The sequence below is a fragment of the Salinicola aestuarinus genome, from assembly GCF_003206645.1.
GTDB classification, from domain to species: domain Bacteria; phylum Pseudomonadota; class Gammaproteobacteria; order Pseudomonadales; family Halomonadaceae; genus Salinicola; species Salinicola aestuarinus.
In genome coordinates, this window is sequence record NZ_PZJP01000005.1 from 588,756 (window position 1) to 615,663 (window position 26,908).

Genomic DNA, 26,908 nt, shown 5'->3' on the forward strand with positions numbered 1-26,908 from the left:
GAGATCGCGCGGCTTTCAGACGGTCGAGCATCCAGGCGTTCGACCGTCCAGGCGTTCAAGCGTTAAGCAATCCTCTGACAGGACGATGTGACATGGCTGAGATCGTAGATATTCGTGGCCTCGAAGTGCTCGATTCCCGAGGCAACCCGACAGTGCAGGCAAAGGTCGTGCTGGCCGGGGGGATCGAGGCGAGCGCCTGCGCGCCGAGCGGCGCGTCGACCGGGTCGCGTGAAGCGCTGGAACTGCGTGACGGCGACAAGTCTCGTTATCTGGGCAAGGGCGTGCTCAAGGCCGTCGAGGCGGTCAACGGTCAGATCCGCGAGCAGCTGCTGGGGATGGACGCCAGCGATCAGCGCGCGCTCGATGACGCCATGCTCGCCCTCGATGGCAGCGACAACAAGGCGAATCTGGGCGCCAACGCGATTCTCGCCGTCTCGCTGGCCGCGGCCAAGGCGGCCGCCATCGCCAAGGGCCTGCCGCTCTACGCGCACATTGCCGAACTCTACGGCCAGCCGGGTCAGTACCTGATGCCGGTGCCGATGATGAACATTCTCAACGGCGGCGAGCACGCGGATAACAACGTCGACATTCAGGAGTTCATGATCCAGCCCGTCGGCGCGCCGGACTTCCGCGAAGCGCTGCGCACCGGCGCCGAGATCTTCCATGCCCTCAAGAAGGTGCTCTCTGCCAAGGGGCTCTCCACCTCGGTGGGGGACGAAGGCGGCTTCGCGCCCAATCTCTCCTCCAACGCCGAGGCGCTGGCGGTGATCAAGCAGGCGGTCGACGACGCCGGCTACACCCTGGGCAAGGACGTCACCCTGGCACTCGATTGCGCCTCCAGCGAGTTCTACAAGGATGGCGTCTACGACCTCGCCGGCGAGGGCAAGCAGTACGACGCGGCGGGCTTCACCGACTACCTGGCCGACCTCTGCGATCAGTATCCGATCGTCTCGGTGGAAGACGGCATGGACGAGTCCGACTGGGACGGGTGGAAGGCGCTCACCGACAAGATCGGCGACAAGGTACAGCTGGTCGGCGACGATCTCTTCGTGACCAATACGCGGATTCTCAAGCGGGGCATCGACGAGAAGATCGGCAACTCCATCCTGATCAAGTTCAACCAGATCGGCTCGCTCTCGGAGACCCTGGATGCGATCAAGATGGCCCACGATGCCGGCTTTACCGCGGTCATCTCCCACCGTTCCGGCGAGACCGAGGACACCACCATCGCGGATCTGGCCGTCGGCACATCCGCCGGTCAGATCAAGACCGGTTCGCTCTGCCGCTCCGACCGCGTGGCCAAATACAACCGGCTGCTGGTGATCGAGGACGAGCTGGGCGGTCAGGCGGCCTACCCGGGGCGCAAGGCCATCAAGGGGCAGTAACCGCTGATCGGTAGACAGGCTGATCGTTCAGCGTCTAGACGAAGAAGGCCGCTCATCGAGCGGCCTTCTTGCGTTCACGCGATAAAACGGTCTCGCCGGATCAGCGCTCGAGCACCTCGATCTTGTTCGGCTTGCCATCCCACTCCTTGGCATCCTCGGGCGGGTCCTTCTGCTCGGTGATGTTCGGCCACACCTCGGAGAGCTCGGCGTTCAACTCGATGAACTGCTGCTGTCCCTCGGGTAGCTCGTCCTCCGAGAAGATCGCCTCGGCGGGACACTCCGGCTCGCAGAGCGCGCAGTCGATGCACTCGTCCGGATGAATGACGAGGAAGTTGGGCCCCTCGTAAAAACAGTCGACCGGGCAGACCTCGACGCAGTCGGTGTATTTGCACTTGATGCAGTTCTCGGTGACGACGAACGTCATGGATCTTCTCTCCTTTACGAGGCCGAGCGGCTGATTTGGCGCTTCTCGGCCGGGCGCGTCGCGGTACGGTCGTCGGCGGAGTGTAATGACGACGAGGGTGAGTCATATCGCCGGCCTTTCGACCGACCCATTACCCCTCTTCTTGATAGTCACCGCGAATCGCGGCGCCGCCGGGGTCCAACAGTGGCGCCATATTCTAGGCGTGGCGCGCCAATAGCGGCAAGCCGGGCGAGGGAACGTCTCGCTATGGCGTTATAGCTCGAGTTCCGGAAATGGCCGGCGCCGAAAGGGTGGTCGGGGCAGATTCCTTGCTGATCGCGCTGCCCAAGGAGGCTGCCCCATGTCCTTTCGTTTCGTCGGTATCGATGCGCAATCGATCGATTTCGACCATCTCGCGGGTCGCGGTCTCGCGACACGCTTCCCTGTGACGCCGGAGGCGAACCTGCCGTGTCGCGCGACGCTGAACGATGCCGAGCCGGGCAGTCCGGTCTGGCTGGTGCATTTTCGGCATCATGCGGTGGCTTCACCCTACCGCGCCGCCGGGCCGATCTTCATCACGCAGGGCGCGACCCGCGGCATCTACCGGCATGGCGAGGTGCCACCGTCGCTGGCCAAACGCTCACTGGCGCTGAGAGCCTTTGATGCGGCCGGCTTCCTGACGGTGGCGACACTCTGCCAGAGGCATGATGTCGCGACACCGATTGAGACGCTGCTCGAGGACGCGCGAATCGACTACCTGCACTTTCACTACGCCGCGCCAGGCTGTTTCGCCTGCCGTGTCGAGCGCGAGTGAACGGGCGCTCTCGACTATTTGGCGTCCATCTCCTTGAGACGATAGAGCAGCTCCAGCGCCGCCCGCGGCGTGAGCGAGTCGACATCGAGCGTCTCCAGTGCTTCGAGCGCCGGATGAGGCGTAGCGGCGAAAAGGTCTGCCTGCTGCGGCGCCGGTGTCGCACTCGGACGCGCCTCCAGCGTCGCCGCGGGCTGTTCGAGACTCGACAGTTTTTCCCGAGCGCGCGCGATCACGTTCTGCGGGACGCCGGCGAGCTGGGCGACCTGCAGCCCATAGCTCTGACTCGCCGGTCCCTCTTCCACCCGATGCATGAAGACGATGCCGTCGCCGTGCTCGGCGGCAGTGAGGTGGACGTTGGCCACGCCTTCCTCATGTTCGGCGAGGGCCGTCATCTCGAAGTAGTGGGTGGCGAAGAGCGTGAAGGCACGCTGGGCGGCGAGGTGCTCGGCGCTGGCCCAGGCCAGGGACAGGCCGTCGAAGGTGCTGGTGCCGCGGCCAATCTCATCCATCAGCACCAGGCTTTCGGCCGTGGCGTTGTGCAGGATGCTGGCGGTTTCGGTCATTTCCACCATGAACGTGGATCGCCCGCCCGCGAGATCGTCGCTGGAACCGATACGGGTGAAGATGCGATCGATGGGGCCGATCTCGACCCGCTCGGCGGGCACGAAAGCGCCGGTATGGGCCAGCAGCGCGATCAGCGCCGCCTGACGCATGTAGGTGGACTTGCCGCCCATATTGGGACCGGTGATGACCAGCATCCGGCGGTCGTCGTCGAGCACCAGATCGTTGGGCACGAAGGGGTGCTGGCTGACGTGCTCGACCACCGGGTGGCGTCCACCAAGGATGCGAATGCCGGGCGTCTCGCGTAGCGCGGGACGGACGAAATCCAGCGCCTGGGCGCGCTCGGCAAAGGTACACAGCACGTCGAGGGCGGCGAGGGCGCGTCCGGTGGCCTGCAGCGCGTCGAGCGCGGCGTTGAGCGTGTCGATCAGGCTCTCGTAGAGCAGCTTCTCCCGGGCCAGCGCCCGTGACTTGGCGGAGAGCGCCTTGTCCTCGAACTCCTTGAGCTCGGGGATGATGAAGCGCTCGGCGTTCTTCAACGTCTGGCGACGAATGTAGTCTGCCGGTACCTCGCGCGCCTGCGCCCGGGGAATTTCGATGTAGTAGCCGTGGACCCGGTTGTAGCCGACCTTGAGTCCGCTGAGCCCGGTGCGTTCCCGCTCCCGTGTCTCGAGCTGGACGAGATAGTCACCGGCGTGTTCGGCGAGGCCGCGATACTCGTCGAGCTCCTCGTCGAAACCTTCCCGCAGCACTCCGCCGTCGCGAATGACTACCGGTGGGTTGTCGACGAGGGCGCGGGCCAGGGTGTCGGCAAGCTCGGGGTAGGGCACGATGTGCTGCGCCAGGTCGTCCAGCGCGCTCGCGCCGTCGATGCGGGCGAGATCGTCCCTGAGCGTCGGCAGTGCGGCCAGGGCATCCCGCAGCCGAGCGAGGTCGCGGGGCCGGGCGCTGCGCAGCGCGACGCGGGCGAGGATACGCTCGACGTCCCCCACTGTCGCCAGAGGCTCGCGCAGGAGGGTGTGATCGTCGTTCTCCATCAGCAACTGCACGGCGGCCTGGCGTGCGCCGATCTGCGCGTGGTCGCGCAACGGGCGGTTCAGCCAGCGCTTGAGCAGGCGCGAGCCCATCGGCGTGACGCTGGTGTCGAGCACGCTCGCCAGGGTGTTGTCGCTGTTGCCACCGAGATTGATGTCGATCTCGAGATTGCGACGACTGGCGGCGTCGATCACCACGGCATCGTCGCGGCTTTCGACGCCGAGCGCGGTGACGTGTGGCAGCCGCGAGCGCTGGGTGTCACGGGCATAGTCGATCAGCACGCCGGCGGCGACGACGGCGGTCTCCAGGTGGGTGCAGCCAAAACCGCGCAGGTCGGCGACACCAAACTGATCGCACAGCAGCCGCTGGGCGGTCTCCAGATCGAAGTGCCAGTCGCTCTGACGGCGCAGGCCGGTCCGCTCGGTGAGCGCGATGGGGAGACTGAGGCTTTCGGCGGCCAGTACCTCGGCAGGCTGCAGACGGTGGATCTCGGCCATCAGGTCGGCCTCGGTATCCACTTCCAGCACGTTGAAGCGCCCGCTGGAGAGCTCGAGCCCGGCGATTCCCCAGCGTTCGCCATGGCGATGCAGGGCAATCAGCAGGTTGTCGCGGCGCTCGTCGAGCAGGGCTTCGTCGTGCAGCGTCCCGGGGGTGACGATGCGCACCACGCGGCGTTCCACCGGCCCCTTGGAAGTGGCGGGGTCGCCGATCTGCTCGCAGATCGCTACCGACTCGCCCGACTTCACCAGCCGCGCCAGATAGTTTTCGGCACTGTGGTAGGGCACGCCGGCCATGGGGATCGGCGTGCCGGCGGACTGGCCGCGCGCGGTCAGGGTGATGTCGAGCAGCTTGGCGGCGCGCTTGGCGTCGTCAAAGAAGAGCTCGTAGAAATCGCCCATGCGATAGAAAAGCAGTACATCGGGATGTTCGCGCTTGATCTTGAGAAACTGCGCCATCATCGGCGTGTGCTGGGAAGACTTGCTGGCGGCCGCGTCCTGCATGGCGTGTCGCATCGCTCCGTGGGTAACTTGGCAGGCGAGGCGGGAGCGAGGATTTTGCAGAAAGTGACTGCGCTGCCGCTCGTGACGACGCTCCTCGCTCCCGGCGAATTGGGCAAAGCGGCAAGGGTACCATGCAGCCGCGATGCCGACATCCGACAGACCGCGGAAGGGGAGGCGTTCAGGCGCTTCATGCGTGCGGGTCTAGTGATTTCAGCCGGGTCGATCACTGATAAGCCGTTACAGTATTTTGAAATCGGCATCGAGGAATCGTTCATGGCCCGGCTGGTGCTCAACCACCTCAGCGAATCGTCCTACCGACAGCTAGTGCTCGCCTCCGAACGGCGTAACGTCAACGTCAGTGAACTCGCCGTCATACTGCTCGAGATTGCGGTGGCGGAACTGGCAGAGGAGGAGGCAGCCTGGCAATCCTCTTCTTCCTCCGAGACGCCGCGCCCACCGCCGTTACCACCGTCTAAGAAGTGATGTCGTCGGCCGGGCAGTGGGTTGTCAAATTCGGCACGCCTTCCATACTGGGCATCGACCTCACTGCGAGCGGATACGCCCACCATGTCCATTCCCGCTGCCTTTGTCCCACCCGACGAGGCCGACCGGTCCCTCGAGACGCTGACGCATGCGCTGGCCGAGCGCTGTCTCACCGCCGGTATTGGTGTCACCGCCGCCGAGTCCTGTACCGGCGGGGGCGTGGCGTCGGCGATTACCGCGGTCGCCGGCAGTTCGAGTTACTTCGAGACCGGCTACGTCACCTATGCCAACGCCGCCAAGACCCGGCTGCTCGGTGTCCGTGAAGCGACCCTTGCGGACCACGGCGCCGTCAGCGAGCAGACCGTGTGTGAAATGGTCGCCGGCGCCTGCCGGGACAGCGGTGCCGGTCTCGGCGTCGCCATCAGTGGCGTGGCGGGGCCGGGCGGCGGCAGTGCCGACAAGCCCGTGGGTACCGTCTGGATCGCCTGGGGTCACACGCAGGCGCAACGCGCCCGGCGCTACCGGTTCGAGGGGGATCGTGCGGCGGTCCGTGAACGTGCCGTGGCGATCGCGCTCGCCGGCTTGATCGACTGGCTGGCCGCGACCTGAAGCGTCGCGACACGGGGCACCGAGAACCCTTGGGGCATCGAGTCCTGGCGTCTCGGCCCTGTGGAAGCTCGGCTAAAATAGCGGGGTCAGGGATAGTCGCGCCGCATTTTTTTCTCCATAATACTGTCTAGCCATACAGTATTTGAAACCGGTTGGGCCGCCTCGCTCGACGGACGGTGCCACCCCGGCGCCTTCACTCAGTGCACTCCTAGGAGACCTTCATGGCAAAGGACGAAAACCGCAGCAAGGCGCTCAACGCGGCTTTGTCACAGATCGACCGCCAATTTGGCAAGGGTACCGTGATGCGTCTGGGTGACACCCCGCGTACCGCGATACCCGTGGTATCCACGGGGTCGCTGGGGCTCGACATTGCGCTCGGCGTGGGCGGCCTGCCGTTCGGTCGTGTGGTCGAGATCTTCGGCCCGGAATCGTCGGGTAAGACAACGCTGACCCTGTCGGTCATCGCTCAGGCCCAGAAGGATGGCAAGACCTGCGCATTCGTCGATGCCGAGCACGCGCTCGATCCGAGCTATGCCGAGAAGCTGGGCGTCGATCTCGACGAGCTGCTGGTCTCGCAGCCGGACACCGGCGAGCAAGCGCTGGAGATCTGCGACATGTTGGTTCGCTCCGGCGGCGTCGACGTGATCATCATCGATTCCGTGGCAGCCTTGACGCCCCGCGCCGAGATCGAAGGCGAGATGGGCGACTCCCACGTCGGTCTGCAGGCGCGTCTCATGTCCCAGGCGCTGCGCAAGATCACCGGTAACATCAAGAACGCCAACTGCATGGTGGTGTTCATCAACCAGATCCGCATGAAGATCGGCGTGATGTTCGGCAGCCCCGAAACCACCACCGGCGGTAATGCGCTCAAGTTCTACTCCAGCGTGCGTCTGGATATCCGACGCGTCGGCTCGGTCAAGCAGGGTGATGAAGTCACCGGTAACGAGACTCGGGTCAAGGTGGTCAAGAACAAGGTGGCACCGCCGTTCCGCCAGTCCGAGTTCCAGATTCTCTACGGCAAGGGCATCTATCATGCCGGCGAAGTGATCGATCTTGGCGTGCAGTGCAGCCTCATCGACAAGGCGGGCGCCTGGTACAGCTACAAAGGCAGCAAGATCGGTCAGGGCAAGGCCAATTCCGCGCAGTATCTTGAGGATCATCCCGAGATCATGAAGGAGATCGAGGATCAGATTCGCGCGCAACTGCTGGCAGCGCCAGTGGCCAAAGGCGAAGAGAAAGTCGAAGAGACCGCTGCTGCGGAAGACGACAGCGACTCCCTGATCTGATCGCCTCTCGGTAGTGATCGCAGCATGACGCATTCCCCTGAAACGTCCCCCCGTGACATGGCGATCCAGTATCTGGCCCGGCGAGAATACTCTCGGGCCGAACTGGTTCAGCGCCTGCAGTCGAAAGGGGTCGCCATCGAGGCGATTGACCCCGCCCTCGATGGCCTGGCGGCAGAGGGGTTGCAGTCGGACTCGCGATTCGCCGAAGTGTTCGTCCGCTCGCGCCTCGTGCGCGGGCAGGGCCCCAACCGAATCCGCGCCGACATTCGTCAGCGGGGTATCGACGACTCGCTGACGGACCTGGCATTCGAGGCCGAGTCACCGGATTGGTGCGAGCTTGCCACGCAGGCGCTCGCCAAGCGTTTCGACGATGCCGGCGCGTCTCCGCGAGAGCGTGCCAAGCGAGAACGATTCCTCGCCGGTCGCGGCTTCGAGTTCGACCAGGTGCGCCACGCCATGCAACACGCCTGGGAGGATCCTGCCGCGCGCTGACGCGATCTTTCCCTTCCATGTGTGTGGCTATCGTGTGTGGCTATCGCCCGACACGCCCGGCTTTGCCGTATCGGCGTGTTTTGCCTGCCGACGCCTTCACTTGTCGACGCCCTCACTTGTCGACGCCTTCACTTGTCGATGCCCTCAACGGTGTCGATGCCCTCCTGCGGGTTGTCGACTTCCCCTGTCTCGTTGGCGCCGACGGGTCTTGTGATGTCGTCGAATCCCCACTCGTGGGTTCGGTGAGCGTTCATGGGAGAGATCGCAGGCATCTTTTGGGTATTCTAGGGGCGTGATGCGCAGCCAACGCGCCCACGGTGTCAGCCGACCCGGCCCCCGGTCGGTGCCGATTGGCGCTGCGTGAGCGGCCGGGCCAGGGCCTGCACTCGACAGAGAGACAGGCGACCACGTTATACTAATGCGCTTTGTGTCGGCCGCATTGGCCGGCGCTCGTTCATGCGTCACCACGTGGTCCGCTTGCCGCCGTGGATGCGCTCATCGCCACGGATCCCTTCATGAAAAGTGCAGATATCAGACAGGCCTTTCTGAGCTACTTCGAGGAGCGCGGACACACCATCGTGCCTTCCGCCTCTCTGGTACCGGAAAACGACCCGACGCTACTCTTTACCAACGCCGGCATGGTGCCGTTCAAGGATGTTTTCCTGGGACGCGACCCCCGGCCCTATGTGCGAGCCACCTCGGCGCAGCGCTGCGTGCGCGCCGGCGGCAAGCACAACGATCTCGATAACGTCGGCTATACCGCTCGTCATCACACCTTCTTCGAGATGATGGGCAACTTCAGCTTCGGCGATTACTTCAAGGCCGATGCCATCCGCTTCGCCTGGCGTTTCATCACCGAGGTGTTGTCCATCCCCCGCGAGCGACTCTGGGTCACCGTTCACGTCAGCGACGACGAAGCGGCTGCCATCTGGACCGATGAGATCGGCGTCGATCCGGCGCGGATGTCGCGGCTCGAAGAGGACAACTTCTGGCAGATGGGCGATACCGGGCCGTGCGGGCCGAGCTCCGAAATCTTCTACGATCATGGCCCCGAAGTGTGGGGTGGGCCCCCCGGGACGCCGGAAGAGGACGGCGATCGCTTCATCGAGGTCTGGAACCTCGTATTCATGCAGTTCGATCGCGACGCCACGGGTACCATGACGCCGCTGCCCAAGCCCTCGATCGACACCGGCATGGGGCTCGAGCGCATGGCGGCGGTGATGCAGGGCGTGCACTCGAACTATGAGATCGACCTCTTCCACAACCTCCTGCTGGCGGCCGCCGAGGTCACCGGGCATGACGATACCGCCACGCCGTCACTGCGCGTCATTGCCGATCACATTCGCTCCTGCGCCTTCCTGATCGTCGACGGTGTCCTGCCCTCCAACGAGGGTCGCGGCTACGTGCTGCGCCGGATTATTCGCCGCGCCGTGCGCCACGGTCACAAGCTGGGCGCCAACGAGCCGTTCTTCCACCGTCTGGTGGCGGCACTCGATGCCGAGATGGGCGAGGCCTACCCGGAGCTGCGAGACGCCCGCGAGCGCATCGAGCAGATCCTGCTGAAAGAAGAGCAGCAGTTCGCGCGGACGCTGGATCACGGCATGGGCTTGCTCGACGAAGCCCTCAAGGCGCTCGATGCCGACGTTCTACCCGGTGAGACCGTCTTCAAGCTCTATGACACCTACGGTTTTCCGTATGACTTGACTGCTGATGTCTGCCGCGAGCGCGGCGTGACGCTGGACGAAGCCGGTTTCGAGCGTGAGCTGGAAGCGCAGCGCCAGCGTGCCCGCGCCGCCAGCCAGTTCGGCGGCGACTACACGGCGGCGCTGTCGCTCGACGGTACCACCGAGTTTACCGGCTACGACCGCCTCGAGGACAGTGCCACCGTGGTGGCGATCGTCGACGCTGAAGGGCGCGAGCTCCAGGCGCTGGAAGAAGGGCAGCGCGGCGTCGTCGTACTCGACCGCACGCCGTTCTACGGCGAGTCCGGCGGTCAGGTAGGTGATTCGGGCTATCTCGACACCGATGCCGGACGTTTCCAGGTCGGCGATACGCGCAAGCAGGCGGGCCACCACCTGCACGAGGGCGTCCTCATTCGCGGGCATCTCGCCGTCGGCGAGCGGGTGGCGCCGCAAGTCGACGCTTCGCTGCGCCAGGCAACGATGCGTAACCACTCCGCGACGCACCTGCTGCACGAGGCGCTTCGTCGGACCCTCGGCGATCATGTCCAGCAGAAGGGCTCGCTGGTCAGCGCCGAGCGGCTCCGCTTTGACTTCAGTCACTTCGAAGCGGTGACGCCGGAGCAGCTTGTCGAGATCGAGCGCATCGTCAATGCGCAGATTCTCGCCAACGCCCCCACGATCACCGAGCAGATGACGCTGGACGAGGCGAAGGCGAAGGGAGCTCAGGCGCTGTTCGAGGCCAAGTACGCCGACAGCGTTCGCGTTCTCACCATCGGCGCCGACGACTTCTCCATCGAGCTCTGCGGCGGGACACACATTGCGCGCACCGGCGACATCGGTGTCTTCCACATCGTCGCCGAGTCGGGCACCGCCTCCGGCGTACGCCGTATCGAGGCGGTGACCGGCGAGGGCGCGCTCGCCTGGTTCCAGGGCCAGGAACGTCAGATTCACGCCGTCGGCGAGCGTCTCAAGGCCAAGCCAGAGCAGGTGGTCGAACGTCTCGACGCCATGCTCGAGCGCCAGCGCACGCTGGAGAAGGAGCTCGAGCGGCTCAAGGCCAAGCTGGCCAGCGCTGCCGGCAACGATCTGCTCGATCACGCTCAGCAAGTCGCCGGCGTGCAAGTGCTGGCAACCCAGGTCGAGGGCGTCTCTGGCAAGGAGCTTCGCGGCCTGCATGACCAGCTCAAGTCGAAGCTCGGCTCGGGTGTGCTGGTGCTCGCAACCGCGCAAGAAGGCAAGGTGAGCCTCATTGCCGGGGTGACCGACGATCTGACGGCGACCCTCAAGGCCGGCGAGCTGGTCAATCACGTCGCCGGTCAGGTGGGCGGCAAGGGCGGTGGACGCGCCGACATGGCACAGGCCGGGGGGAGCGATCCGAGCCGTCTGACCGAGGCACTGGAGAGCGTGCCCGCCTGGATCGTGGATCGACTAGGCTGAATGCACCGGGCCGCTACCGGGGTGGCGGCCTTCAACGCTAGGGAGCGATAGAGAGACTCATGGCGCTATACGTACAAAAATTCGGAGGCACCTCCGTCGGCTCGGTCGAGCGGATCAAGGCGGTGGCGGAGAAGGTCAAGCGCGATCGGGACGCGGGCCACCAGGTCGTCGTCGTCGTTTCCGCGATGAGCGGGGAGACCAATCGGCTGATCGATCTGGCCTCACAGATCAACGAGGACCCCACGCCACGCGAGATGGACATGCTGGTCTCCACCGGCGAGCAGGTCACGATCTCGCTGCTGGCAATGGCCCTGCATCAGCTCGGCGTGCCCGCCACTTCCTACACCGGCGCTCAGATCGGCATTCGCACCGACAGCGCGCACACCAAGGCGCGTATTCAGCGCATCGAGACCGATGACCTCAGGGACGACCTGGCCGAAGGGCAGGTCGTGGTGGTTGCCGGTTTTCAGGGCGTCGATGACGACGGCAATATCACGACGCTCGGTCGTGGCGGCTCGGACACCACCGGCGTGGCGCTGGCGGCGGCTCTCGATGCCGACGAATGTCAGATCTACACCGACGTCGACGGCGTCTATACCACCGACCCGCGGGTGTGCTCCAAGGCGCAGCGTCTGTCTCGCATTACCGTCGAAGAGATGCTCGAACTGGCCAGTCTCGGCTCCAAGGTGCTGCAGATTCGTGCGGTGGAGTTCGCGGGCAAGTACAACGTGCCCCTGCGCGTGCTGTCGAGCTTCGAGGAAGGCCCCGGTACGCTTATCGTTGCAGACGAGGAAATTGCATCCATGGAAGAACCGCTCATCTCCGGCATCGCCTTTACCGCCAACGAGGCGAAGCTGACGCTTCTCAACACGCCGGACGTTCCCGGTGTCGCCTCGCGGATTCTTGGCGCCATCTCCGATGCCAACATCGAAGTGGACATGATCGTGCAGAACGTCGCCCCGACGGGGGACTACACCGATTTCACGTTCACTGTCGCCAAGAGCGACTACAAGCAGACCTTCCGCATCCTGCAGAACGACGTCATCCCGGCCCTGGGCGGCGGCGAGCTGCGCGGCGACGACAACATCGCCAAGGTGTCGCTGGTCGGTGTCGGCATGCGCTCCCACGCCGGCGTGGCGTCCAAGATGTTTCGCGTGCTCGCGGAGGAAAATATCAATATCCGGATGGTCTCCACCTCCGAGATCAAGATCTCCGTGGTCATCGACGAAAAGGCGATGGAGCTCGCCGTGCGCGCGCTTCACACCGCGTTCGGTCTCGACAAGGACAGTATTCAGAGCGAATAACCCAATAACAACTTCAAGATTGTCTCAAGCCTTCTACGCTTAGGGAGAATTGGATGAAGTGAAGGGATTCGAACGCTTTTTTCAATGTCGCCCTCGGTCGTCGGCAACGACGTGATTGGCCTACCGGTCTGTATGACGCATAATCGCCCCCCTCGGGTGGTAGGTCTAATCGCAGCAGGCAGCCCGAGAGCACCCCGAGAATGGAAGAAGGCCTGAGAAGGAGATCAGACAATGCTCATCCTGACCCGTCGCGTGGGAGAGACTCTCATGATCGGCGACGAAATCACTGTCACCGTTCTGGGAGTGAAGGGGAACCAGGTGCGCATCGGCGTCAACGCGCCTAAGGATGTGTCTGTCCATCGTGAAGAGATCTATCAGCGCATACAGCGCGAGAAATCAGAAGACGATGACGGCGGTCCGGACGTCTAGATGGCCATGTGTGAGTCTGGTACCGCCTGAGCTGGTGAAGTCGTCCCTTTATCGGCTCGGGTTCTGGCGCCAAACGCTTTCGCCCATCTCTCGTTTTTCATTCTCGATTCACAGCCTGTCGCGAGCCGCTAAAGAATCTCAAAAAAGTTTAGGCAGCTTCTAGACAAAGCCTAATGAAATCGGTAACCTATGCGCCGTGTTGATGAGGGAGAGGTGGCCGAGCGGCTGAAGGCGCTCCCCTGCTAAGGGAGTATGGGGTTTATAGCCTCATCGAGGGTTCGAATCCCTCCCTCTCCGCCAACATCACTTCAGGTGATGACATCAACGCTGGGTCGTAACGCTCGAAAAAGTTCGACTTCCGAGATGGTGCTTAAGACCTAACAATTTGTGATCAGCGCCCGTAGCTCAGCTGGATAGAGTACCTGACTACGAATCAGGGGGTCGGAGGTTCGAATCCTCCCGGGCGCACCACAGATTGCAGTCAGTCAATATTGGCATCACGAGCTGTGATTGGCTCGGATCGTCATCCAGGTTATAAGCGCCCGTAGCTCAGCTGGATAGAGTACCTGACTACGAATCAGGGGGTCGGAGGTTCGAATCCTCCCGGGCGCACCATATCAATGACACCCGCACGGCAACGTGCGGGTGTTTTTGTTTGCGCGTCATTCCGTGGAATCTCGACGAACAACCCGTCGCTGATGCTTGGGCACACCTTCCGGTACACCAACGTTCGCTGTTGTGAAGGGTCACCCAGCCGTCGGCACGACGCCGAACTAGCCCAAGAGCCTGCGAAACGGCCCCGAGACTTTGTGTCACGTCACGTCACGTCACGTCACGGCCGCGTGACCCCTCAGCGATCGTTGCGACGGGCGGGCGTCACTCGAGGTGCGACGGCGTCCCGCCGCGGATCAGGCGGGCAGGCTGTCAGTCGCTTCGGGGCGTGGCGCCGACAGTCCTTCGAGAAACGCCGCGAGAGAGGTTTCCCGGCGCAGCAGACGAAACCGCTCAGCGGCCTCGGCGTCTCGTGCCCGCATGTGGTTAAGCCACTGTTTCAGCAACGAGACCACGACCTTTTCCGGCATGCCTCTCTCTCGCTTGCGCGCCGCGTAGTGACACAGGATCTCGCTGCGTGCCGACCAGGGCGTTGCCGCCAGCCGTTCACCGCTCAGCTGCCAGTGGCGGATACGCCTTGCAAGCCAAGGATCGGCCAGCATGCCACGGCCGAGCATGACGTCACGGCAGCCGGAAAGCGTGCACGCCTTCCAGTACTCTTCCAGTGTCCAGATATCGCCGTTGACCACCACCGGGACGCTCACAGCGGCACGAATCCTTGCCACCCACTCCCAGTGCGCCGGGGGACGGTATCCGTCGCGACGCGTACGCGCGTGCACGACCAGCTCCTTGGCGCCACCGGCTTCGGCGGCGAGGGCGCAGGCCAGCGCCACGCGTCGATCATCGAACCCGAGTCTGAGCTTGGCGTTGACCGCCACGCCGTGCGGCGCGGCGGCCGCCACGACAGCGGCGACCACCGTTTTGACCCGTGCCGGCGTTCGTAGCAGCGAAGCGCCGCCATCGTGGCGGTTGACCAGCTTCGCAGGACAGCCAAAATTGATGTCGAGCCGCGTCGCGCCCAGCGCGATCGCCTGTTCGGCATTGGCGGTTAGCGCCGCCGGATCGGAGCCGAGTAGCTGCAGGGTGACGGGCGCGCCGGATGGCGTCAGTGGGCCGCGCGTCGAGGCGGTGGCGAGTTCCGGGCAGTGGCGGAGAAAGACGCGTGGCGGTAGCTTGGCGTCCACCACGCGCACGAACTCGGTCACACACCAGTCGAGCGCACCGTCGGCGCTGAGCAGGTCACGCGTATCGGCATCGATCACCCCCTCCATGGGCGCCAGGCCTAGGCGACCGGTGCCGACAGAGAGAGGAGCGGGGAGCGAAGAGGGCTTGACCATCGAGAAGCGGTTCATCCGGCCTGAGAAGTGGGCCGCTACGCTAGCACAGCTATCGGTTGACGCAACGCCTGGCGTGATGGCCCATGACGTTGCATCAATGACGGGGGCGGTCTGACTCGCCAGTCGCCTAGCTGGCGCGGCGCTGCCGGAGCGCGCGCCGGACGGTAAAGGCGACGGAGAGCAGCGCCAGAATCAGTAGTGCCAGCGAGATCGGACGCGTCAGGAACAGGGTCCAGTCCTCGTTGGTCATCAACGCACGGCGAAGATTGGTTTCGGCGATCGGCCCCAGGATCACGCCGAGCACCAGCGGTGCGAGGGGATAGTCCAGCTTCGCCAACAGGTAGCCGACCAGGCCGATGCCGACCAGCAGGTAGAGGTCGGTCACGCGATTGTTCATCGCCAGCGCCCCCACCGCGCAGCAGATAAGCACCACCGGCACGATGATCGACTTGGGGATCTCGGTGATGCGCAGGAACCAGCGCATGCTGAGCAGACAAAATACGAGCACCATGGCCGCGGAGAGGAACATCGCCAGGAAGATACCGTAGGCGAGATCCGCGTTGTCCATGATCAGCCGAGGGCCGACGCTGATACCCTGCACCATCAGCGCCGCCATGAGCACCGCGTCCACCGCGCTGCCCGGTATGCCGAGTGCGATCATGGGAATCAGGCCACCGCCGGCAGTCGCCGAGTTGCCGGACTCCGAAGCGACCACGCCGTCGGCGATGCCGGTGCCGAACTGTTCGGGTGTCTTGGAGGCGCGCTTGGCCTGATCGTAGGCGATCAGGTTGGCGATGCTGCCCCCGGCCCCCGGTACGGCACCGATGACCACCCCGACCAGCGAGGAGCGGATCAGGTTGCCCGGTCGGCTCAACACCTCACGCATCACCTTGAACGGCTCGAAGCGAATCCGGCCTTGGATCAGCGCCTTGTTCTGCCGCAGTTCGTCGGGGTTCTCCACCTCGCCGGCGAGCTGGCTGACGGCGAAGATGCCGATGAGCACGACCAGAAAGGGGATGCCTGAGGCCAGCAGGTCGAGGCCGAAGGTGAAGCGGGGAACGCCCATCATCGGATCCTGACCGATGGTGGCGATGAACAGGCCCAGCAGGCTCATCATCAACCCCTTGAGGACTGATTTGCCGACCAGACTGGCGACCACGGTGACGGCAAAGAGAATCAGCGAGAAGTACTCCCAGGGGCCGAGCTTGACCGCGATCATTGCCAGTGGCGGCGCCGCCACGATCAGAATCACCGCGCTGATCAGCGCCCCGAAGAACGACGCCCAGATGCCCAGCCCAAGCGCTCTGCCGGGTTCGCCGCGGCGAGCCATAGGGTAGGCGTCGAAGGTTGTCGCGACGGCAGAGGGCGTGCCCGGAATGCCGAGCAGGGCGGCGCTGATCAGGCCGCCGGTGCAGCCGCCCACGTAGACGGCGAGCATTGTCGCCACGCCCTGCAGGGCCGGCATGGTGAAGGTCACCGGCAGCGTCAACACGATCGCCATGGTGACGGTAAAGCCCGGGATCGCGGCGGCGATGACGCCGGCCACTACCCCGATCGCCATGCTGAGCAGGGTCGCCAGCGTGAAGAGTTGATCCAGGCTCGAAAGCAGCGCAGTTGTCATTGGCATGGCGCGTTGTCTCGTTGCGAAGTGCTGAAAAAAGCTCGGCTACCAGAGTCTTCCCGCCGGTAGCGAAATCCGAAAGACCTCACCGAAAAGCCAGTAGAGGCCCAGGCTGAAGACCACCGAGACGACGAGCGCGATAGCGAGGCGCTTGCCGCGCCGCGCGCCGAGGGTCCACTGCACACCGGCTAGAAAGAGCAGCGACGCGAGCGGAAAGCCAAGCCAGGGCATCAGCAGCGCATAGAGGGTGAAGGCAGCGAGGGTCGCAAACGCCAGGCGGCGCTGGAGGCACCAGGCGATCATTCCCGGGCCGCCAGCCGGGTCGTGGCGCCGCAGGGAGAGTACCGACTGCACCAGAATCAGCACGTTGAACACCACCAGCGCTGCCAGCACCAGACGCGGAAACGACCCCGAGCCCAAGGGTTCCCACATCGATGACGGCAGGGCGTCGGCCTGCACGAACAGCGCGGCGAAGAGCGCCGCCAGAACGGCGTTCAACACCGCGTTGGCGAGCGCTTGCCCATAGCCCCCTTCGACCACCGGCGTGTCGCCGGTGGTCATCTTGGGTGTCGCTGTCATCGTGCCAGCTTGCCGGAGAGGCGCTTCACGGTGGCGTCGACGCCGCTCAGGTAGCTTGCATAAGCATCCGGCCCCATGAAGTCGACCTCGGCGCCTACCCGATTGACGCGCTCGATGAACGCCGGGTCTTCGGACATCGCCTCGAGACCGTTGGCCAGCGTCTCGATCTTGTCCTCAGCGATTCCCTTCGGCGCGATGATGCCGCGATTGATGGTCAGATTGAGGTTGTCGTAGCCGAGTTCCTTGAACGTCGGCACCTCCGGCGTGCGTTCGACCCGCTCCTGGGTGCCCACGGCGAGAAAGCGCAAATCGCCGTTCTTGACGAACTCGAGGCTCGATGAGACATCGCCGATGGCGGCATCGATGTGACCGCCGACGAGTGCGCGAATCCGCGCGCCGGTCCCCTCGAAACCGACGTAGCGGAAGTCCGCATCGATCGCGTCTTCGATCATCGCCGAATGGACATGGGGAATGCCGCCGAGCGTCGTACCGATTCGGATGTCGCCGGGATGAGATTCGGCATACTCGGCGAATTCCTCGAAGGTATTCCAGTCACTGTCGGCATTGACGACCAGGTACTGCGGCGAGGAGGCGAGCGAGGCGATGGGCACGAAGTCATCCCAGTTCAGCTGCGTCAGCCCCGTGGCATTGGCGGCCATCAACCCTTCGTGGATCTGACCGACGGTGTACCCGTCCGGCTCGCTCTCGGCGAGGGCTTCAAGGCCCACCGTGCCGCTGACACCGGGCATGTTGATGACCGGCATGGGCTGGCCGATGTGGTCGTCGGCGGCGTTGGAGATGATGCGCATCAGCGCGTCACTCCCTCCGCCCGGCGACCAGGGCACGATGAATTCGATGGCGTGATCCGGGTAATCGGCCGCCACGGCCGCGGGGACCACGCCCGTGGCGGCGACCCCTAGCGCCAGTCCGAGCGCACAGGCCGAGCCCGTGAGATGGCGTGTTGCGTCTTTGGCAGTCGTTTTCAGTGTGGTGTAGTCCAGCATCGATGCGTCCTTTATTGGAGTTGGCTAACGTCGACGGTCTCTAGCGATGGTTATCGTCTAATCCTGCGAGTGGTGCCACCGGGTGGCGTTCAGCCTAGCAGCAGGGCGCCGTAGGCCAGACCCGCGGCCACGGCCCATACCGGATGCAGCTTGAGTTTCCAGAGCATCAGCGTGGCGACCGCGCCGATGATGAGTACGTGGATCACCCCGGCACTCTCGACCCCTTCGTCAAAGAACGACCAGGTCAGATAGGCCATCAAGACCATGATCACGGGACGCACCCACTGGCTCATCGACTTGACCTTGATCGAGTCGCGGTAGCGATAGAGCGTGCCGAGGGCGACCAGCATGAGCAATAGTGACGGAGCGACGGTAGCGAAGGTAGCGATCAGGCCACCGCCAATGCCTCCGACCTCGTAGCCGATGTAGCCGGCCACCTTGGTGGCGATGGGACTGGGCAGCGTATTGCCCAGTGCCAGCGTTTCGGCGAACTGCTGCGAGCTCATCCAGCCGTAGTGACCGACGACCTCGTTCTCGATCAGGGGAATGATGGCCGGTCCGCCGCCGTAACCGATGATGTTGGGGATGAAAAAGGCGAGGAAGATCTCCCAGTAGATCATCGTTTGCGCTCCTCGACAGTGGCGGATGACGCCGCGCCGGTGCCCTTCTTGCGAGAAGGACGCAGCAGCGCCGCCACCAGAATCGCGCCGATGACCAGCCCCGGATGAACATCCAGCCAGTAGATGAGTCCGCCGGCGATCCCCCCCATGATCAGCGTCGCCAGCCACCCCAGGGCGGCACGCGACTTGGCAAAGAAATCCCAGGTCAGCTGCGCCATCATCACCATGACCACCGGGATGACCCCTTCGCTCATGCCCTGAATCCAGCGCTGATCGCGGTAGCGGGTGAACAGTCCCAGCAGCGCGATCATGGCCAGCACGCAGGGCAGCACGACGGCAACGACGGCATTGATGCAGCCGAACACGCCGCCGACACGGTAGCCGATGTAGCCGGCCATCTTGGTGGCGATGGGGCCGGGAAGGGTATTGCCGATGGCGAGAACATCGCCGAATTCGTCATCGGTCATCCAGGCGTAGCGGGTGACCGCCTCGGCGCGCACCAGCGGGATCATCGACGGGCCGCCGCCGAAGCCGAGCAGGCCGATACGCAGAAACGCCATGAAAAGCTGCCCTTGTCGTTTCATCGTCTAGACGACCGCGATCGAGGCATCGGTACGCGGCTCGGTGCCACCGCAACAGACCCCGGTCTGCGGGTCGCGCAGGATTATCTGGCCGCGACCGTAGGCGGTGGAATCGACCGCCAGTGTCACCTCATGGCCGCGCTCCGCCATGTCGCGAACCAGGTGCAGCGGGTAGCCCGGTTCGATCCCGACCTTGCGCCCGCCCATCCATTGCCAGCGCGGCGCATCCAGTGCCGCCTGCGGATTCAGATGATAATCGACCAGGTTCATCACCACCTGCATGTGCCCCTGGGGTTGCATGAATCCCCCCATCACGCCGAAGGGGCCTAGCGCCGTGTCGCCGCGGGTCAGAAAACCGGGAATGATGGTGTGAAAGGTACGCTTGCCGGGGGCGAGGGTATTGACGTGATCCGGATCGAGACTGAAACCGTGGCCGCGGTTCTGCAACGAGATCCCCGTGTCCGGCACGACCACACCCGAGCCAAAACCGTGATAGTTGCTCTGGATGTAGGAGACCATGTTGCCGTCGGCATCCGCCGTTGCCAGATAGACCGTGCCGCCGGCCTGGGGCTCGCCGGGCGTCGGGTCGATCGCGGTGTCGGTGATCAGCCGCCGACGTGTCTCGGCATAGGCGTCGCTCAAAAGCGATGCGACGCTGGTGGCCATGTGGGCGCTATCGGTGATGTGATGATGGCCATCGGTATAGGCGAGTTTCATCGCCTCGATCTGGCGGTGAAGCAGCTCCGGATCGTCGCGAACCGCGGGATCGAAGCCCTCCATCAGGCGCAGTGCCATCAGCGCGACCATGCCCTGACCATTGGGCGGAATCTCCCAGACGTCGATGCCGCGATAGTTGACGGAAATCGGCTCGACCCACTCCGGCTGATAGCCGGCGAGATCCTCGGCGCGGAGATAGCCGCCGGTCTGTCGCGAAAAAGCGTCGATCTTTTCGGCCAGCTCGCCGCGATAGAAACTTTCGCAGTGGGTCGCGGCGAGGGATTCCAGCGTGCGGGCCTGCGACTCGTTACGATGGATCTCGCCGGCGCGCGGTGCGCGTCCGTGCGGGGCGAAGGCATCCAGCCAGGGCGCGACGGCGGGGTCATCGGCTTCGGCTCGAAACTGGCGCTCGCCGCGCGCCCACAGCTTGGCAATCACCGGCGAGACGGGGAATCCCTCGCGGGCGATGCGAATGGCCGGGGCAAGCAGGGTAGCGAAGTCGAGCTTGCCGTAGGTCTTCGACAGCGTTGCCCATGCCGCCGGAACCCCGGGCACGGTGACCGGCGTCCAGCCGTGCAGTGGCATCTCATCGAAGCCGGCAGCTTTGACCGCCTCCGGCGTGAGGCCGGCTGGGGCATGGCCACTGGCGTTGAGGCCGTGCAGCTTGCCGCCTTGGGCGTCGTCGGCGAGCCACACCAGCGCGAAGGCGTCACCGCCGATGCCGTTGCCCGTTGGTTCGACCACACTGAGGACAGCGGCTGTCGCGATGGCGGCATCTACGGCGTTGCCGCCCTGCATGAGAATGTCACGACCTACCTGGCTTGCCTGCGGCTGCGAGGCGGCGACCATGCCGTTTTTCGAATAGGTCGCGCTACGCTGTGAGGCGTAGGGGCTGTCGGAAGAAAAGCGCAGAGTGTCGAAGGGGGCAGCGCCGTGGGCGGCTGCCGCGGCATCGGTAGCGGTCGTCATGCGGGCGTTCTCGGTTGTTATGGGCCGAAGGGCGATCGATGTCGCAACAAAAATCGATTTTTACTATGACGTTCTCTTGCGTGAAGGGTCAAGCTGGCTCGCCGCATTGCGGCGAATTCGCACCTTTACGCGAATTCGGCAATAGTTGAGGGGGATTGTCGGGTCTCGCCGTCAGCGATCCTCCGACCGGTTACCGGCACTGCTCTGACCACGGGCGATGCGTTCCAGAATCACCCGGCATCGAAACCACCTGACATCGAAATCACCTGACATCGAAATCACCTGACATCGAAACACCAACAAGAGTCGGTCATGTCGCAAAGAGAACCTGCAGGGCTCACTGCCGCCAGTCAGATTTACGCCGCCCTGAAACGCGACCTCATTCAGGGGCGGTTCGCGGCGGGGGAGAAGCTCGCCATCAAGTCGCTCAAGGACCACTACCAGGTCGGGTTGAGCCCGCTGCGCGAAGCGCTCAATCGGCTCTCTGCCTACGGTCTGCTGACCCAGGAAAATCAGCGCGGTTTTCGCGTGCCGGCGCTGACGCGCACTGACCTCGACGACATCGTGACGCTACGACAGCGGTTCGAGCGTCAGGCCCTGGTCGAGGCGCTGGACAATGGCGACGACCAGTGGGAAGCGGAGCTGCTGGCGGCTTTTCATCGGCTCAAGCGGGCCGATGATCAGGCCGAGGATCTCGAACACTGGGAGCAGATGCATCTGCAATTCCACCGCCGCCTGCTTGAGCCCTGTGCGTCGCGCTGGCTGTTGCGCTTCATCGAGCAGCTACATGATCAGTTCGACCGCTACCGCCGCCTGGCGCCGGCGATTCCCGGTCTGCGGAAGACGCTGGACGCCCAGCACGGTGAGCTGGTCGAGCTGGCGCTGGATCGCCGTACCGAGGCCGCGCGTGCGCTGATTCACGAGCATATCCAGCTCTCCTACGAGGTCGCCTGCGGCGCCTGCCGCGACGATGCGTGAGTCACGCGTCGAGCCGGGTCAACTCGCCGCGCAGACGCTGTTCGAGCGCTTCCATCGAGACGCTATCGTCGTCCGGCCAGCCGAGGCTGAGCAACACGCCGTCACTCGAGTAGCTGACGCCGTCGACCGGGATTTCCCGCTCGGCAAGCCAGTGACGGGTTTCCGCCTCCTGACCGAACCCGACGCGAATGCGACATTCGCGTCGCTCGGTATGGGTGGCGAGGGGCAGGGTATCCAGCGCCTGGACGACGGCCTGTGTGTAGGCGCGCACCAGGCCACCGGTGCCCAGCTTGGTACCGCCGAAGTAGCGTGTGACCACGACCCCGATACGACCGATGCCGCTGCCATCGAGGGCCTGAAACATGGGCCGGCCGGCAGTGCCGCCGGGTTCCCCATCGTCGGAAAAACCGATGGCGACCTGCTCCCCCGGTGCACCGGCGATGAAGGCGCTGCAGTGGTGGCTGGCGTCGGGATAGTGCCCGCGAGCCCGTGTCAGTAGCTGCTCGAACGCCTGCGGCGTCGCCACCTGGCCAATCCAGGTGATAAAGCGGCTCTTCTCGATTTCCAGGGTATGAACGTGCAGCTCGTCCGGGGCGAGTGCCGGTGTGGGGTAGCGCATCAGGCGGCTTGCGAGGGTTGACGCATGACACCCATGACCAGCCCCAGCACCTGAACGTCCTCGTTTTTGAGAAAGATCGGCGGCATGGTGTCGTTGGCCGGCTGCAGACGTACGCCGTTCTTTTCGATGAACAGCTTTTTCAGCGTGACCTCCTGATTGTTGATCAGGATAACGGCGGTCTCGCCGTTTTCGGCGGATTCGTAGCGTTCGATGATGATGATATCGCCGTCGAAGATATGACTGTCGATCATCGAATCGCCGCGGACCCGCAGCGCGTAAGTGTTGCGCCGGACGAGTCGTGCGGGAACCTGCACCGTGGCATCGTCGAGACAGGCTTCCATCGGCAGTCCTGCGGCGACCTGGCCGAGCAGCGGAATCTCCACCAGGTCGGTCGCATCGATGGTCTCCCAGTCCCCCGCCATGAGCGGCAGATTGGGGTGGCGTTGCAGGTAGCTCGGTGCACGGTTATTCATCGTTTTCTCCCGACAGGTGATGCTCATCATAGCAAGCTAGGCGAGACGGACAAGCCATCCCCAGGCCCCGAGCGACGCGGTGGCTGGCTATCGCGAGGTATGTGCCGTAGGCTTGCCGGCGGTCGGGCCCAGGCCCCCGGGATCGCAATCTTGAACCAGGAGACAGAGCGGCGGTATGCGCCTCAAATCGATCAAACTGGCCGGCTTCAAATCCTTCGTCGACCCGGTGACGGTCCCCTTCGACGGCAACATGACCGCCATCGTCGGGCCCAATGGCTGTGGCAAGTCCAACGTCATCGATGCCGTGCGCTGGGTGATGGGCGAGTCCTCCGCCAAGACCCTACGCGGCGAGTCGATGGCGGACGTCATCTTCAACGGCTCGACCGGGCGCTCGCCGGTGGGGCAGGCCGCCATCGAGCTGCTGTTCGACAACCGCGACGGCAGTCTCGGCGGCGCCTATGCCAGTTATGCCGAGATCGCGGTCAAGCGTCAGGTCACGCGGGAGGGGCAGTCCACCTACTACCTCAACGGCCAGAAATGCCGGCGTCGCGATATCGCCGACATCTTCCTCGGTACCGGCCTGGGGCCGCGCTCCTACGCCATCATCGGGCAGGGGATGATCTCGCGGCTGGTCGAGGCGCGTCCCGAAGAGCTTCGCAGCACGATCGAGGAAGCGGCCGGCATCTCCAAATACAAGGAGCGGCGGCGCGAGACCGAGAATCGCCTGCGGCGAACTCAGGAGAATCTGGAACGCCTCGACGATATTCGCGAGGAGCTCGACAAGCAGCTCGAACGGCTCAAGCGCCAGGCGGAAGCCGCCCGTCGATACCAGCGATTCCAGGATGAGGCGCACCGCCTCCGCGGCGAACTCGCGGTCCTGCGTGAACGCGCCCTGCGCGGTCAGCTCGCCGAGGAAACGGCGCGGGCTGGCGAGCTCGAGACCCTGATAGAGAAAGAGACGTTGGGGCTTCGCGCCTGCGAGACGCAACTGGTGGAAGGGCGCGAGACGCACGATCAAATCGCCCAGGAACTCGAGCGACATCAGGCGAGTTTCTACGAAACGGGGGCCGCCATCGCCCGGCTCGAGCAGTCTCTTGAACACGCGCGCCAGCGCGACGATCAACTCGCCACCGATCTCGAGGCCGCGTACCGCGAGCGGGAATCGCTGGCCGAGCTCGTCGCCGAGGACGAGCGCCGCCGCGGTGAGATCGCCTCGCGCCTTGAGGCACTGGCGCCGGATTCCGAGGCTGTCGAGGAGCGACTGGAGGCACTGGAGAGTCGACTGGCGGAAGCGGAAGCTCAGATGAACCAGCGCCAGCAGGCCTGGGAAGAGGCCAGCGGCAAGGAGAGAGACAGTCGCTACGCCGCGGAGCGCGAGCAGGCGACCATCCAGCGGCTCGAACGCCTCGTCACCGACCTCGATGGTGAGATCGAGCGTCGCCGCCGCCAGCGCGCCGAGCTACCGGACGTCAGCGAGCTCAAGCGAGAGCGCGACGCACTCGTCGAGAGTCAAGCGGCGGTGGCGGTGCGCGAACGGACCTTCGACGAGCAGCGCCAGCGCCACACCGACGCGCGTGACCAGGCCCGGCAAACGGTCGAGACGCAGCGGCGTGACCGTGAAGACGTGAGCGCCGAGCGTCACCGGTTGCAGGGCGAGATCGCCTCCCTCGACGCGCTGATCGATGCCGCCCTGACCGACAGTGACGCCGGGGTGGCCGACTATCTCGCCGATCATGCCCTTGCCCGGGCACCGCGGCTGGCGGAGCGCCTCGATGTCGAGGCGGGCTGGGAGCGAACCGTTTCCTGGGTGCTGGGGCCCTGGCTGCACGCTCGCCTCGGCGAGATCGATCAGGCGCGGGCACCGCTCGAGGGCTTGATCAGTGGCGAGCTGCCGGTGGTCGACACGGCCGATGTCGCGCCAGATCGTCAGGCTTCGACGCCGTCGCTACCGCAACAGACACCTCAGAGCGGCACCCTCGCCGACAAGGTGGCTGGGGCCGGCCCGCTTGCGCCGCTGCTGGACAGCATCCACTGCGCCGAGGCACTCGATGATGCCTGGCGTTGGCGCGAGCGTCTGGCGCCCGGGGAGAGCGTGATCACCGCGGAGGGGCTCTGGCTCGGCCGGGGCTGGGCGCGTCGCCTGGGCCGCGACGATGCCGCCGGCGACAGTGTCGTCCTTCAACGGCAACGGCGGGCAACACGGCTGGCGCGTCTGGAGACCCTCGACGCCCGCATCGAAACGATCGATGCCGCACTGGCCGAAGCCCAGGCGACGCTTGCGTCGAGTGAAGCGGCGCTGGAAGCCTCGAGAGAGGAGGAAGCGGTACTGGCTCGCGAGCGCCAGCAGGCGGCAACGCGTCTGGCGACGCTGGATGGCCGGCTCGAGAACGCCGAGGCGCGGGCGCAGGAGATCGACGAAGAGCTCGCCGAGCGTCGCGAAAGATGCGAGAGCACCCGGCTCGAGTGGGAAGAGGCGCGGGAGCGCTGGCAGCAGGCGCTGACGATTGTCGAGGCCGCCGCTATCGAGCGGGGTGGGGTCGACGATGCCCGCCGCGAGACGCAGGAAACGCTGGATACGCTGCGTCGGGAGCAGCAGAAGGTGCGCGCGCAGCATCAGGCCCAGGGGCTCGAGTGTCAGCGTCTCGAGACGCAGCGCAGCGAGTTGGCCCAGCAGTTGGCACGTAGCCGGGTTCAGTTGGCCACCCTCGATGAGCGCTGCGAGAGCCTACAGGCCCAGCGCGAGGCACTCAACGAGCCGGACGACGAGCAGCGTGAGCGACTCGCCTCGCTGCTCGACCAGCGCAGTCGCGAGGAGCAGACGCTCGAGGCGTGTCGCGACCGCGCCAATCAGGTGGGCGAGAGTCTGCGCCAGGCGGAGACCGATCGCCAGACACATGAGCGCACGCTGAACGAGCGACGCGAGCGGCTGCAGGAAGTGCGGATGCAGGTTCAGGCACTGACGCTCAAGGCCGAGGCGCAGGCCGCCCAGCTGGAGGAGGCGCGGCACGACCGTGACGCGCTGCTCGACGCGCTCGACCCCGCGGCCACCGAGTCCGCCTGGCAGGCACGCCTCGACGAGACGCTCGAGCGCATCCGGCGGCTCGGTGCCATCAACCTTGCAGCGATCGAGGAGTACGACCAGCAGGCGGAGCGCCGCGACTACCTGGAAGCCCAGCACGCCGAACTCAGCGAGGCGATCGAGACGTTGGAGCGGGCGATCAAGCGTATCGATCAAGAGACACGCAGTCGCTTCAAGCAGACATTCGAGCAAGTCAACGACGGACTGGCGGCGCTTTTTCCAAGAGTCTTCGGTGGCGGGGCCGCGTGGTTGACCCTCACCGGCGAGGATTTGCTGGAGACCGGCGTGGCGATCATGGCGCGCCCGCCCGGCAAGAAAAACAGCACCATTCATCTGCTGTCCGGCGGCGAGAAGGCGCTCACCGCGCTGTCGCTGGTCTTCGCCATCTTTCAGCTCAATCCGGCGCCGTTTTGCATGCTCGATGAAGTCGATGCGCCGCTGGATGATGCCAATGTCGGACGCTACGCCAGGCTGGTCAAAGAGATGTCGGAAAGCGTGCAGTTCATATTCATCACCCATAACAAGATTGCCATGGAAGCCGCAGAGCGATTAATGGGTGTGACAATGCAGGAGCCGGGTGTCTCCCGGCTGGTCTCGGTGGGCGTGGACGAGGCAGCGTCGCTGGCGGAGTCCGCTTGAGATGGACGAAACCCCTAGCGAAAAGTCGACTGGCGCTCGACGGGGCATTGGGGAAAATAGCCAAACCGTCCGACGGCGTAATAGACTAGTCTCCAAACGGGATAATTGAAGGGCGATGGCAGGTGAGCAAAACAGTCCTTGACAACGAAAAAAAATAGC

23 protein-coding genes and 3 tRNA genes are annotated in these 26,908 nt (G+C 64.6%); 14 read left to right on the forward strand and 12 right to left on the reverse strand.

All coding sequences use genetic code 11. The features are described from left to right. Nucleotides 1-92 precede the first annotated feature (92 nt). A complete protein-coding gene (gene eno, locus DOM41_RS08015; protein ID WP_110686300.1) occupies nucleotides 93-1,385 on the forward strand; it encodes a phosphopyruvate hydratase in 1,293 nt (430 codons plus the stop codon). A gap of 100 nt (nucleotides 1,386-1,485) precedes the next feature. Here the strand turns inward: eno and fdxA are convergent, their stop codons facing one another. Continuing rightward, nucleotides 1,486-1,809, reverse strand: a complete 324-nt coding sequence (gene fdxA / locus DOM41_RS08020; protein ID WP_110686301.1) for a ferredoxin FdxA — start codon at nucleotides 1,807-1,809, stop codon at nucleotides 1,486-1,488. 340 nt (nucleotides 1,810-2,149) lie between these two features. Between fdxA and DOM41_RS08025 the strand changes: the two genes are divergently transcribed. Further along, on the forward strand, nucleotides 2,150-2,602 hold the full coding sequence (locus DOM41_RS08025; protein WP_110686302.1) for a DUF1203 domain-containing protein: 453 nt from the start codon (nucleotides 2,150-2,152) through the stop codon (nucleotides 2,600-2,602). A 14-nt stretch (nucleotides 2,603-2,616) separates the two neighbouring features. Here the strand turns inward: DOM41_RS08025 and mutS are convergent, their stop codons facing one another. Further along, nucleotides 2,617-5,199, reverse strand: a complete 2,583-nt coding sequence (mutS, locus tag DOM41_RS08030) for a DNA mismatch repair protein MutS (protein ID WP_110686303.1) — start codon at nucleotides 5,197-5,199, stop codon at nucleotides 2,617-2,619. 54 nt (nucleotides 5,200-5,253) lie between these two features. Here mutS and DOM41_RS08035 point away from each other — a divergent pair, with 54 nt between their 5' ends. The 4 genes from DOM41_RS08035 (at nucleotide 5,254) to DOM41_RS08050 (ending at nucleotide 8,069) form a co-directional block, all read left to right on the forward strand. Further along, on the forward strand, nucleotides 5,254-5,682 hold the full coding sequence (locus DOM41_RS08035; RefSeq protein WP_110686304.1) for a hypothetical protein: 429 nt from the start codon (nucleotides 5,254-5,256) through the stop codon (nucleotides 5,680-5,682). An 84-nt stretch (nucleotides 5,683-5,766) separates the two neighbouring features. Next, a complete protein-coding gene (locus DOM41_RS08040) occupies nucleotides 5,767-6,291 on the forward strand; it encodes a CinA family protein (RefSeq protein ID WP_110686305.1) in 525 nt (174 codons plus the stop codon). Nucleotides 6,292-6,512: 221 nt separating this feature from the next. Then, nucleotides 6,513-7,577, forward strand: a complete 1,065-nt coding sequence (gene recA, locus DOM41_RS08045; protein ID WP_110686306.1) for a recombinase RecA — start codon at nucleotides 6,513-6,515, stop codon at nucleotides 7,575-7,577. Between the two features lie 24 nt (nucleotides 7,578-7,601). Further along, nucleotides 7,602-8,069, forward strand: coding sequence for a regulatory protein RecX (locus DOM41_RS08050; protein WP_110686307.1), 468 nt, complete (start codon nucleotides 7,602-7,604; stop codon nucleotides 8,067-8,069). Nucleotides 8,070-8,197: 128 nt separating this feature from the next. Here DOM41_RS08050 and DOM41_RS17880 read toward each other — a convergent pair whose 3' ends face one another. Beyond that, nucleotides 8,198-8,323 (reverse strand): hypothetical protein, encoded by a 126-nt coding sequence (locus DOM41_RS17880; protein WP_280951218.1) that lies wholly within the window; start codon nucleotides 8,321-8,323, stop codon nucleotides 8,198-8,200. A gap of 261 nt (nucleotides 8,324-8,584) precedes the next feature. Between DOM41_RS17880 and alaS the strand changes: the two genes are divergently transcribed. The 6 genes from alaS to DOM41_RS08080 all read left to right on the forward strand — a co-directional run bounded on the left by alaS (nucleotide 8,585) and on the right by DOM41_RS08080 (nucleotide 13,536). Further along, nucleotides 8,585-11,188, forward strand: a complete 2,604-nt coding sequence (gene alaS, locus DOM41_RS08055) for an alanine--tRNA ligase (protein ID WP_110686308.1) — start codon at nucleotides 8,585-8,587, stop codon at nucleotides 11,186-11,188. A 59-nt stretch (nucleotides 11,189-11,247) separates the two neighbouring features. After that, entirely contained in the window at nucleotides 11,248-12,492 is a 1,245-nt protein-coding gene (locus DOM41_RS08060; protein WP_110686309.1) for an aspartate kinase, read from the forward strand. Between the two features lie 231 nt (nucleotides 12,493-12,723). Then, complete coding sequence (csrA, locus tag DOM41_RS08065; RefSeq protein WP_110686310.1) at nucleotides 12,724-12,921, forward strand: carbon storage regulator CsrA; 198 nt, start codon at nucleotides 12,724-12,726, stop codon at nucleotides 12,919-12,921. A gap of 207 nt (nucleotides 12,922-13,128) precedes the next feature. Beyond that, nucleotides 13,129-13,221 (forward strand) — tRNA-Ser (locus DOM41_RS08070). Between the two features lie 94 nt (nucleotides 13,222-13,315). Next, a tRNA-Arg gene (locus DOM41_RS08075) sits at nucleotides 13,316-13,392 on the forward strand. Between the two features lie 67 nt (nucleotides 13,393-13,459). Next, nucleotides 13,460-13,536: transfer RNA gene (locus DOM41_RS08080), tRNA-Arg, on the forward strand. 293 nt (nucleotides 13,537-13,829) lie between these two features. Here the strand turns inward: DOM41_RS08080 and DOM41_RS08085 are convergent. The 7 genes from DOM41_RS08085 to DOM41_RS08115 all read right to left on the reverse strand — a co-directional run bounded on the left by DOM41_RS08085 (nucleotide 13,830) and on the right by DOM41_RS08115 (nucleotide 20,841). Continuing rightward, nucleotides 13,830-14,804, reverse strand: coding sequence for a tRNA dihydrouridine synthase (locus tag DOM41_RS08085; protein WP_110686311.1), 975 nt, complete (start codon nucleotides 14,802-14,804; stop codon nucleotides 13,830-13,832). A 193-nt stretch (nucleotides 14,805-14,997) separates the two neighbouring features. Beyond that, nucleotides 14,998-16,497 (reverse strand): tripartite tricarboxylate transporter permease, encoded by a 1,500-nt coding sequence (locus DOM41_RS08090; RefSeq protein WP_245391776.1) that lies wholly within the window; start codon nucleotides 16,495-16,497, stop codon nucleotides 14,998-15,000. Nucleotides 16,498-16,536: 39 nt separating this feature from the next. Next, a complete protein-coding gene (locus DOM41_RS08095; protein ID WP_110686313.1) occupies nucleotides 16,537-17,070 on the reverse strand; it encodes a tripartite tricarboxylate transporter TctB family protein in 534 nt (177 codons plus the stop codon). Beyond that, nucleotides 17,067-18,074 carry a Bug family tripartite tricarboxylate transporter substrate binding protein gene (locus DOM41_RS08100; RefSeq protein ID WP_110686314.1) on the reverse strand — a complete coding sequence of 336 codons (1,008 nt, stop codon included), beginning with the start codon at nucleotides 18,072-18,074 and terminating at the stop codon, nucleotides 17,067-17,069. Before DOM41_RS08100 ends, DOM41_RS08095 begins: the two co-directional genes overlap by 4 nt. Before the next feature lie 89 nt (nucleotides 18,075-18,163). Beyond that, entirely contained in the window at nucleotides 18,164-18,694 is a 531-nt protein-coding gene (locus DOM41_RS08105; protein ID WP_110686315.1) for a chromate transporter, read from the reverse strand. Next, on the reverse strand, nucleotides 18,691-19,278 hold the full coding sequence (locus tag DOM41_RS08110; protein WP_110686316.1) for a chromate transporter: 588 nt from the start codon (nucleotides 19,276-19,278) through the stop codon (nucleotides 18,691-18,693). The genes DOM41_RS08105 and DOM41_RS08110 overlap by 4 nt, the downstream gene beginning before the upstream one ends. A 3-nt stretch (nucleotides 19,279-19,281) precedes the next feature. Continuing rightward, a complete protein-coding gene (locus DOM41_RS08115) occupies nucleotides 19,282-20,841 on the reverse strand; it encodes a gamma-glutamyltransferase family protein (protein WP_223160965.1) in 1,560 nt (519 codons plus the stop codon). Between the two features lie 432 nt (nucleotides 20,842-21,273). On the opposite strand from DOM41_RS08115, the gene DOM41_RS08120 reads away from it, so the two are divergent. Further along, nucleotides 21,274-21,939, forward strand: a complete 666-nt coding sequence (locus tag DOM41_RS08120; RefSeq protein ID WP_110686318.1) for a GntR family transcriptional regulator — start codon at nucleotides 21,274-21,276, stop codon at nucleotides 21,937-21,939. A gap of 1 nt (nucleotide 21,940) precedes the next feature. Here the strand turns inward: DOM41_RS08120 and DOM41_RS08125 are convergent, their stop codons facing one another. Together DOM41_RS08125 and DOM41_RS08130 are read right to left on the reverse strand one after the other, a co-directional pair. Then, nucleotides 21,941-22,558 (reverse strand): IMPACT family protein, encoded by a 618-nt coding sequence (locus DOM41_RS08125; RefSeq protein WP_110686319.1) that lies wholly within the window; start codon nucleotides 22,556-22,558, stop codon nucleotides 21,941-21,943. Beyond that, nucleotides 22,558-23,031, reverse strand: coding sequence for a LexA family protein (locus tag DOM41_RS08130; protein WP_110686320.1), 474 nt, complete (start codon nucleotides 23,029-23,031; stop codon nucleotides 22,558-22,560). Before DOM41_RS08130 ends, DOM41_RS08125 begins: the two co-directional genes overlap by 1 nt. 175 nt (nucleotides 23,032-23,206) lie before the next feature. Here DOM41_RS08130 and smc point away from each other — a divergent pair, with 175 nt between their 5' ends. Beyond that, nucleotides 23,207-26,749 carry a chromosome segregation protein SMC gene (gene smc, locus DOM41_RS08135; RefSeq protein ID WP_110686321.1) on the forward strand — a complete coding sequence of 1,181 codons (3,543 nt, stop codon included), beginning with the start codon at nucleotides 23,207-23,209 and terminating at the stop codon, nucleotides 26,747-26,749. The last annotated feature ends 159 nt before the right edge of the window (nucleotides 26,750-26,908 follow it).

What these genes read in the sequence shown, in the direction of transcription:
- eno (WP_110686300.1), top strand. Translation starts at nt 93, where the DNA reads ATGGCTGAGATCGTAGATATTCGTGGCCTCGAAGTGCTCGATTCCCGA.
- fdxA (WP_110686301.1), bottom strand. Translation starts at nt 1,809, where the DNA reads ATGACGTTCGTCGTCACCGAGAACTGCATCAAGTGCAAATACACCGAC.
- DOM41_RS08025 (WP_110686302.1), top strand. Translation starts at nt 2,150, where the DNA reads ATGTCCTTTCGTTTCGTCGGTATCGATGCGCAATCGATCGATTTCGAC.
- mutS (WP_110686303.1), bottom strand. Translation starts at nt 5,199, where the DNA reads ATGCAGGACGCGGCCGCCAGCAAGTCTTCCCAGCACACGCCGATGATG.
- DOM41_RS08040 (WP_110686305.1), top strand. Translation starts at nt 5,767, where the DNA reads ATGTCCATTCCCGCTGCCTTTGTCCCACCCGACGAGGCCGACCGGTCC.
- recA (WP_110686306.1), top strand. Translation starts at nt 6,513, where the DNA reads ATGGCAAAGGACGAAAACCGCAGCAAGGCGCTCAACGCGGCTTTGTCA.
- DOM41_RS08050 (WP_110686307.1), top strand. Translation starts at nt 7,602, where the DNA reads ATGACGCATTCCCCTGAAACGTCCCCCCGTGACATGGCGATCCAGTAT.
- DOM41_RS17880 (WP_280951218.1), bottom strand. Translation starts at nt 8,323, where the DNA reads ATGAACGCTCACCGAACCCACGAGTGGGGATTCGACGACATCACAAGA.
- alaS (WP_110686308.1), top strand. Translation starts at nt 8,585, where the DNA reads ATGAAAAGTGCAGATATCAGACAGGCCTTTCTGAGCTACTTCGAGGAG.
- DOM41_RS08060 (WP_110686309.1), top strand. Translation starts at nt 11,248, where the DNA reads ATGGCGCTATACGTACAAAAATTCGGAGGCACCTCCGTCGGCTCGGTC.
- csrA (WP_110686310.1), top strand. Translation starts at nt 12,724, where the DNA reads ATGCTCATCCTGACCCGTCGCGTGGGAGAGACTCTCATGATCGGCGAC.
- DOM41_RS08085 (WP_110686311.1), bottom strand. Translation starts at nt 14,804, where the DNA reads ATGGAGGGGGTGATCGATGCCGATACGCGTGACCTGCTCAGCGCCGAC.
- DOM41_RS08090 (WP_245391776.1), bottom strand. Translation starts at nt 16,497, where the DNA reads ATGCCAATGACAACTGCGCTGCTTTCGAGCCTGGATCAACTCTTCACG.
- DOM41_RS08095 (WP_110686313.1), bottom strand. Translation starts at nt 17,070, where the DNA reads ATGACAGCGACACCCAAGATGACCACCGGCGACACGCCGGTGGTCGAA.
- DOM41_RS08100 (WP_110686314.1), bottom strand. Translation starts at nt 18,074, where the DNA reads ATGCTGGACTACACCACACTGAAAACGACTGCCAAAGACGCAACACGC.
- DOM41_RS08105 (WP_110686315.1), bottom strand. Translation starts at nt 18,694, where the DNA reads ATGATCTACTGGGAGATCTTCCTCGCCTTTTTCATCCCCAACATCATC.
- DOM41_RS08110 (WP_110686316.1), bottom strand. Translation starts at nt 19,278, where the DNA reads ATGAAACGACAAGGGCAGCTTTTCATGGCGTTTCTGCGTATCGGCCTG.
- DOM41_RS08115 (WP_223160965.1), bottom strand. Translation starts at nt 20,841, where the DNA reads ATGGTCGCCGCCTCGCAGCCGCAGGCAAGCCAGGTAGGTCGTGACATT.
- DOM41_RS08120 (WP_110686318.1), top strand. Translation starts at nt 21,274, where the DNA reads ATGTCGCAAAGAGAACCTGCAGGGCTCACTGCCGCCAGTCAGATTTAC.
- DOM41_RS08125 (WP_110686319.1), bottom strand. Translation starts at nt 22,558, where the DNA reads ATGCGCTACCCCACACCGGCACTCGCCCCGGACGAGCTGCACGTTCAT.
- DOM41_RS08130 (WP_110686320.1), bottom strand. Translation starts at nt 23,031, where the DNA reads ATGAATAACCGTGCACCGAGCTACCTGCAACGCCACCCCAATCTGCCG.
- smc (WP_110686321.1), top strand. Translation starts at nt 23,207, where the DNA reads ATGCGCCTCAAATCGATCAAACTGGCCGGCTTCAAATCCTTCGTCGAC.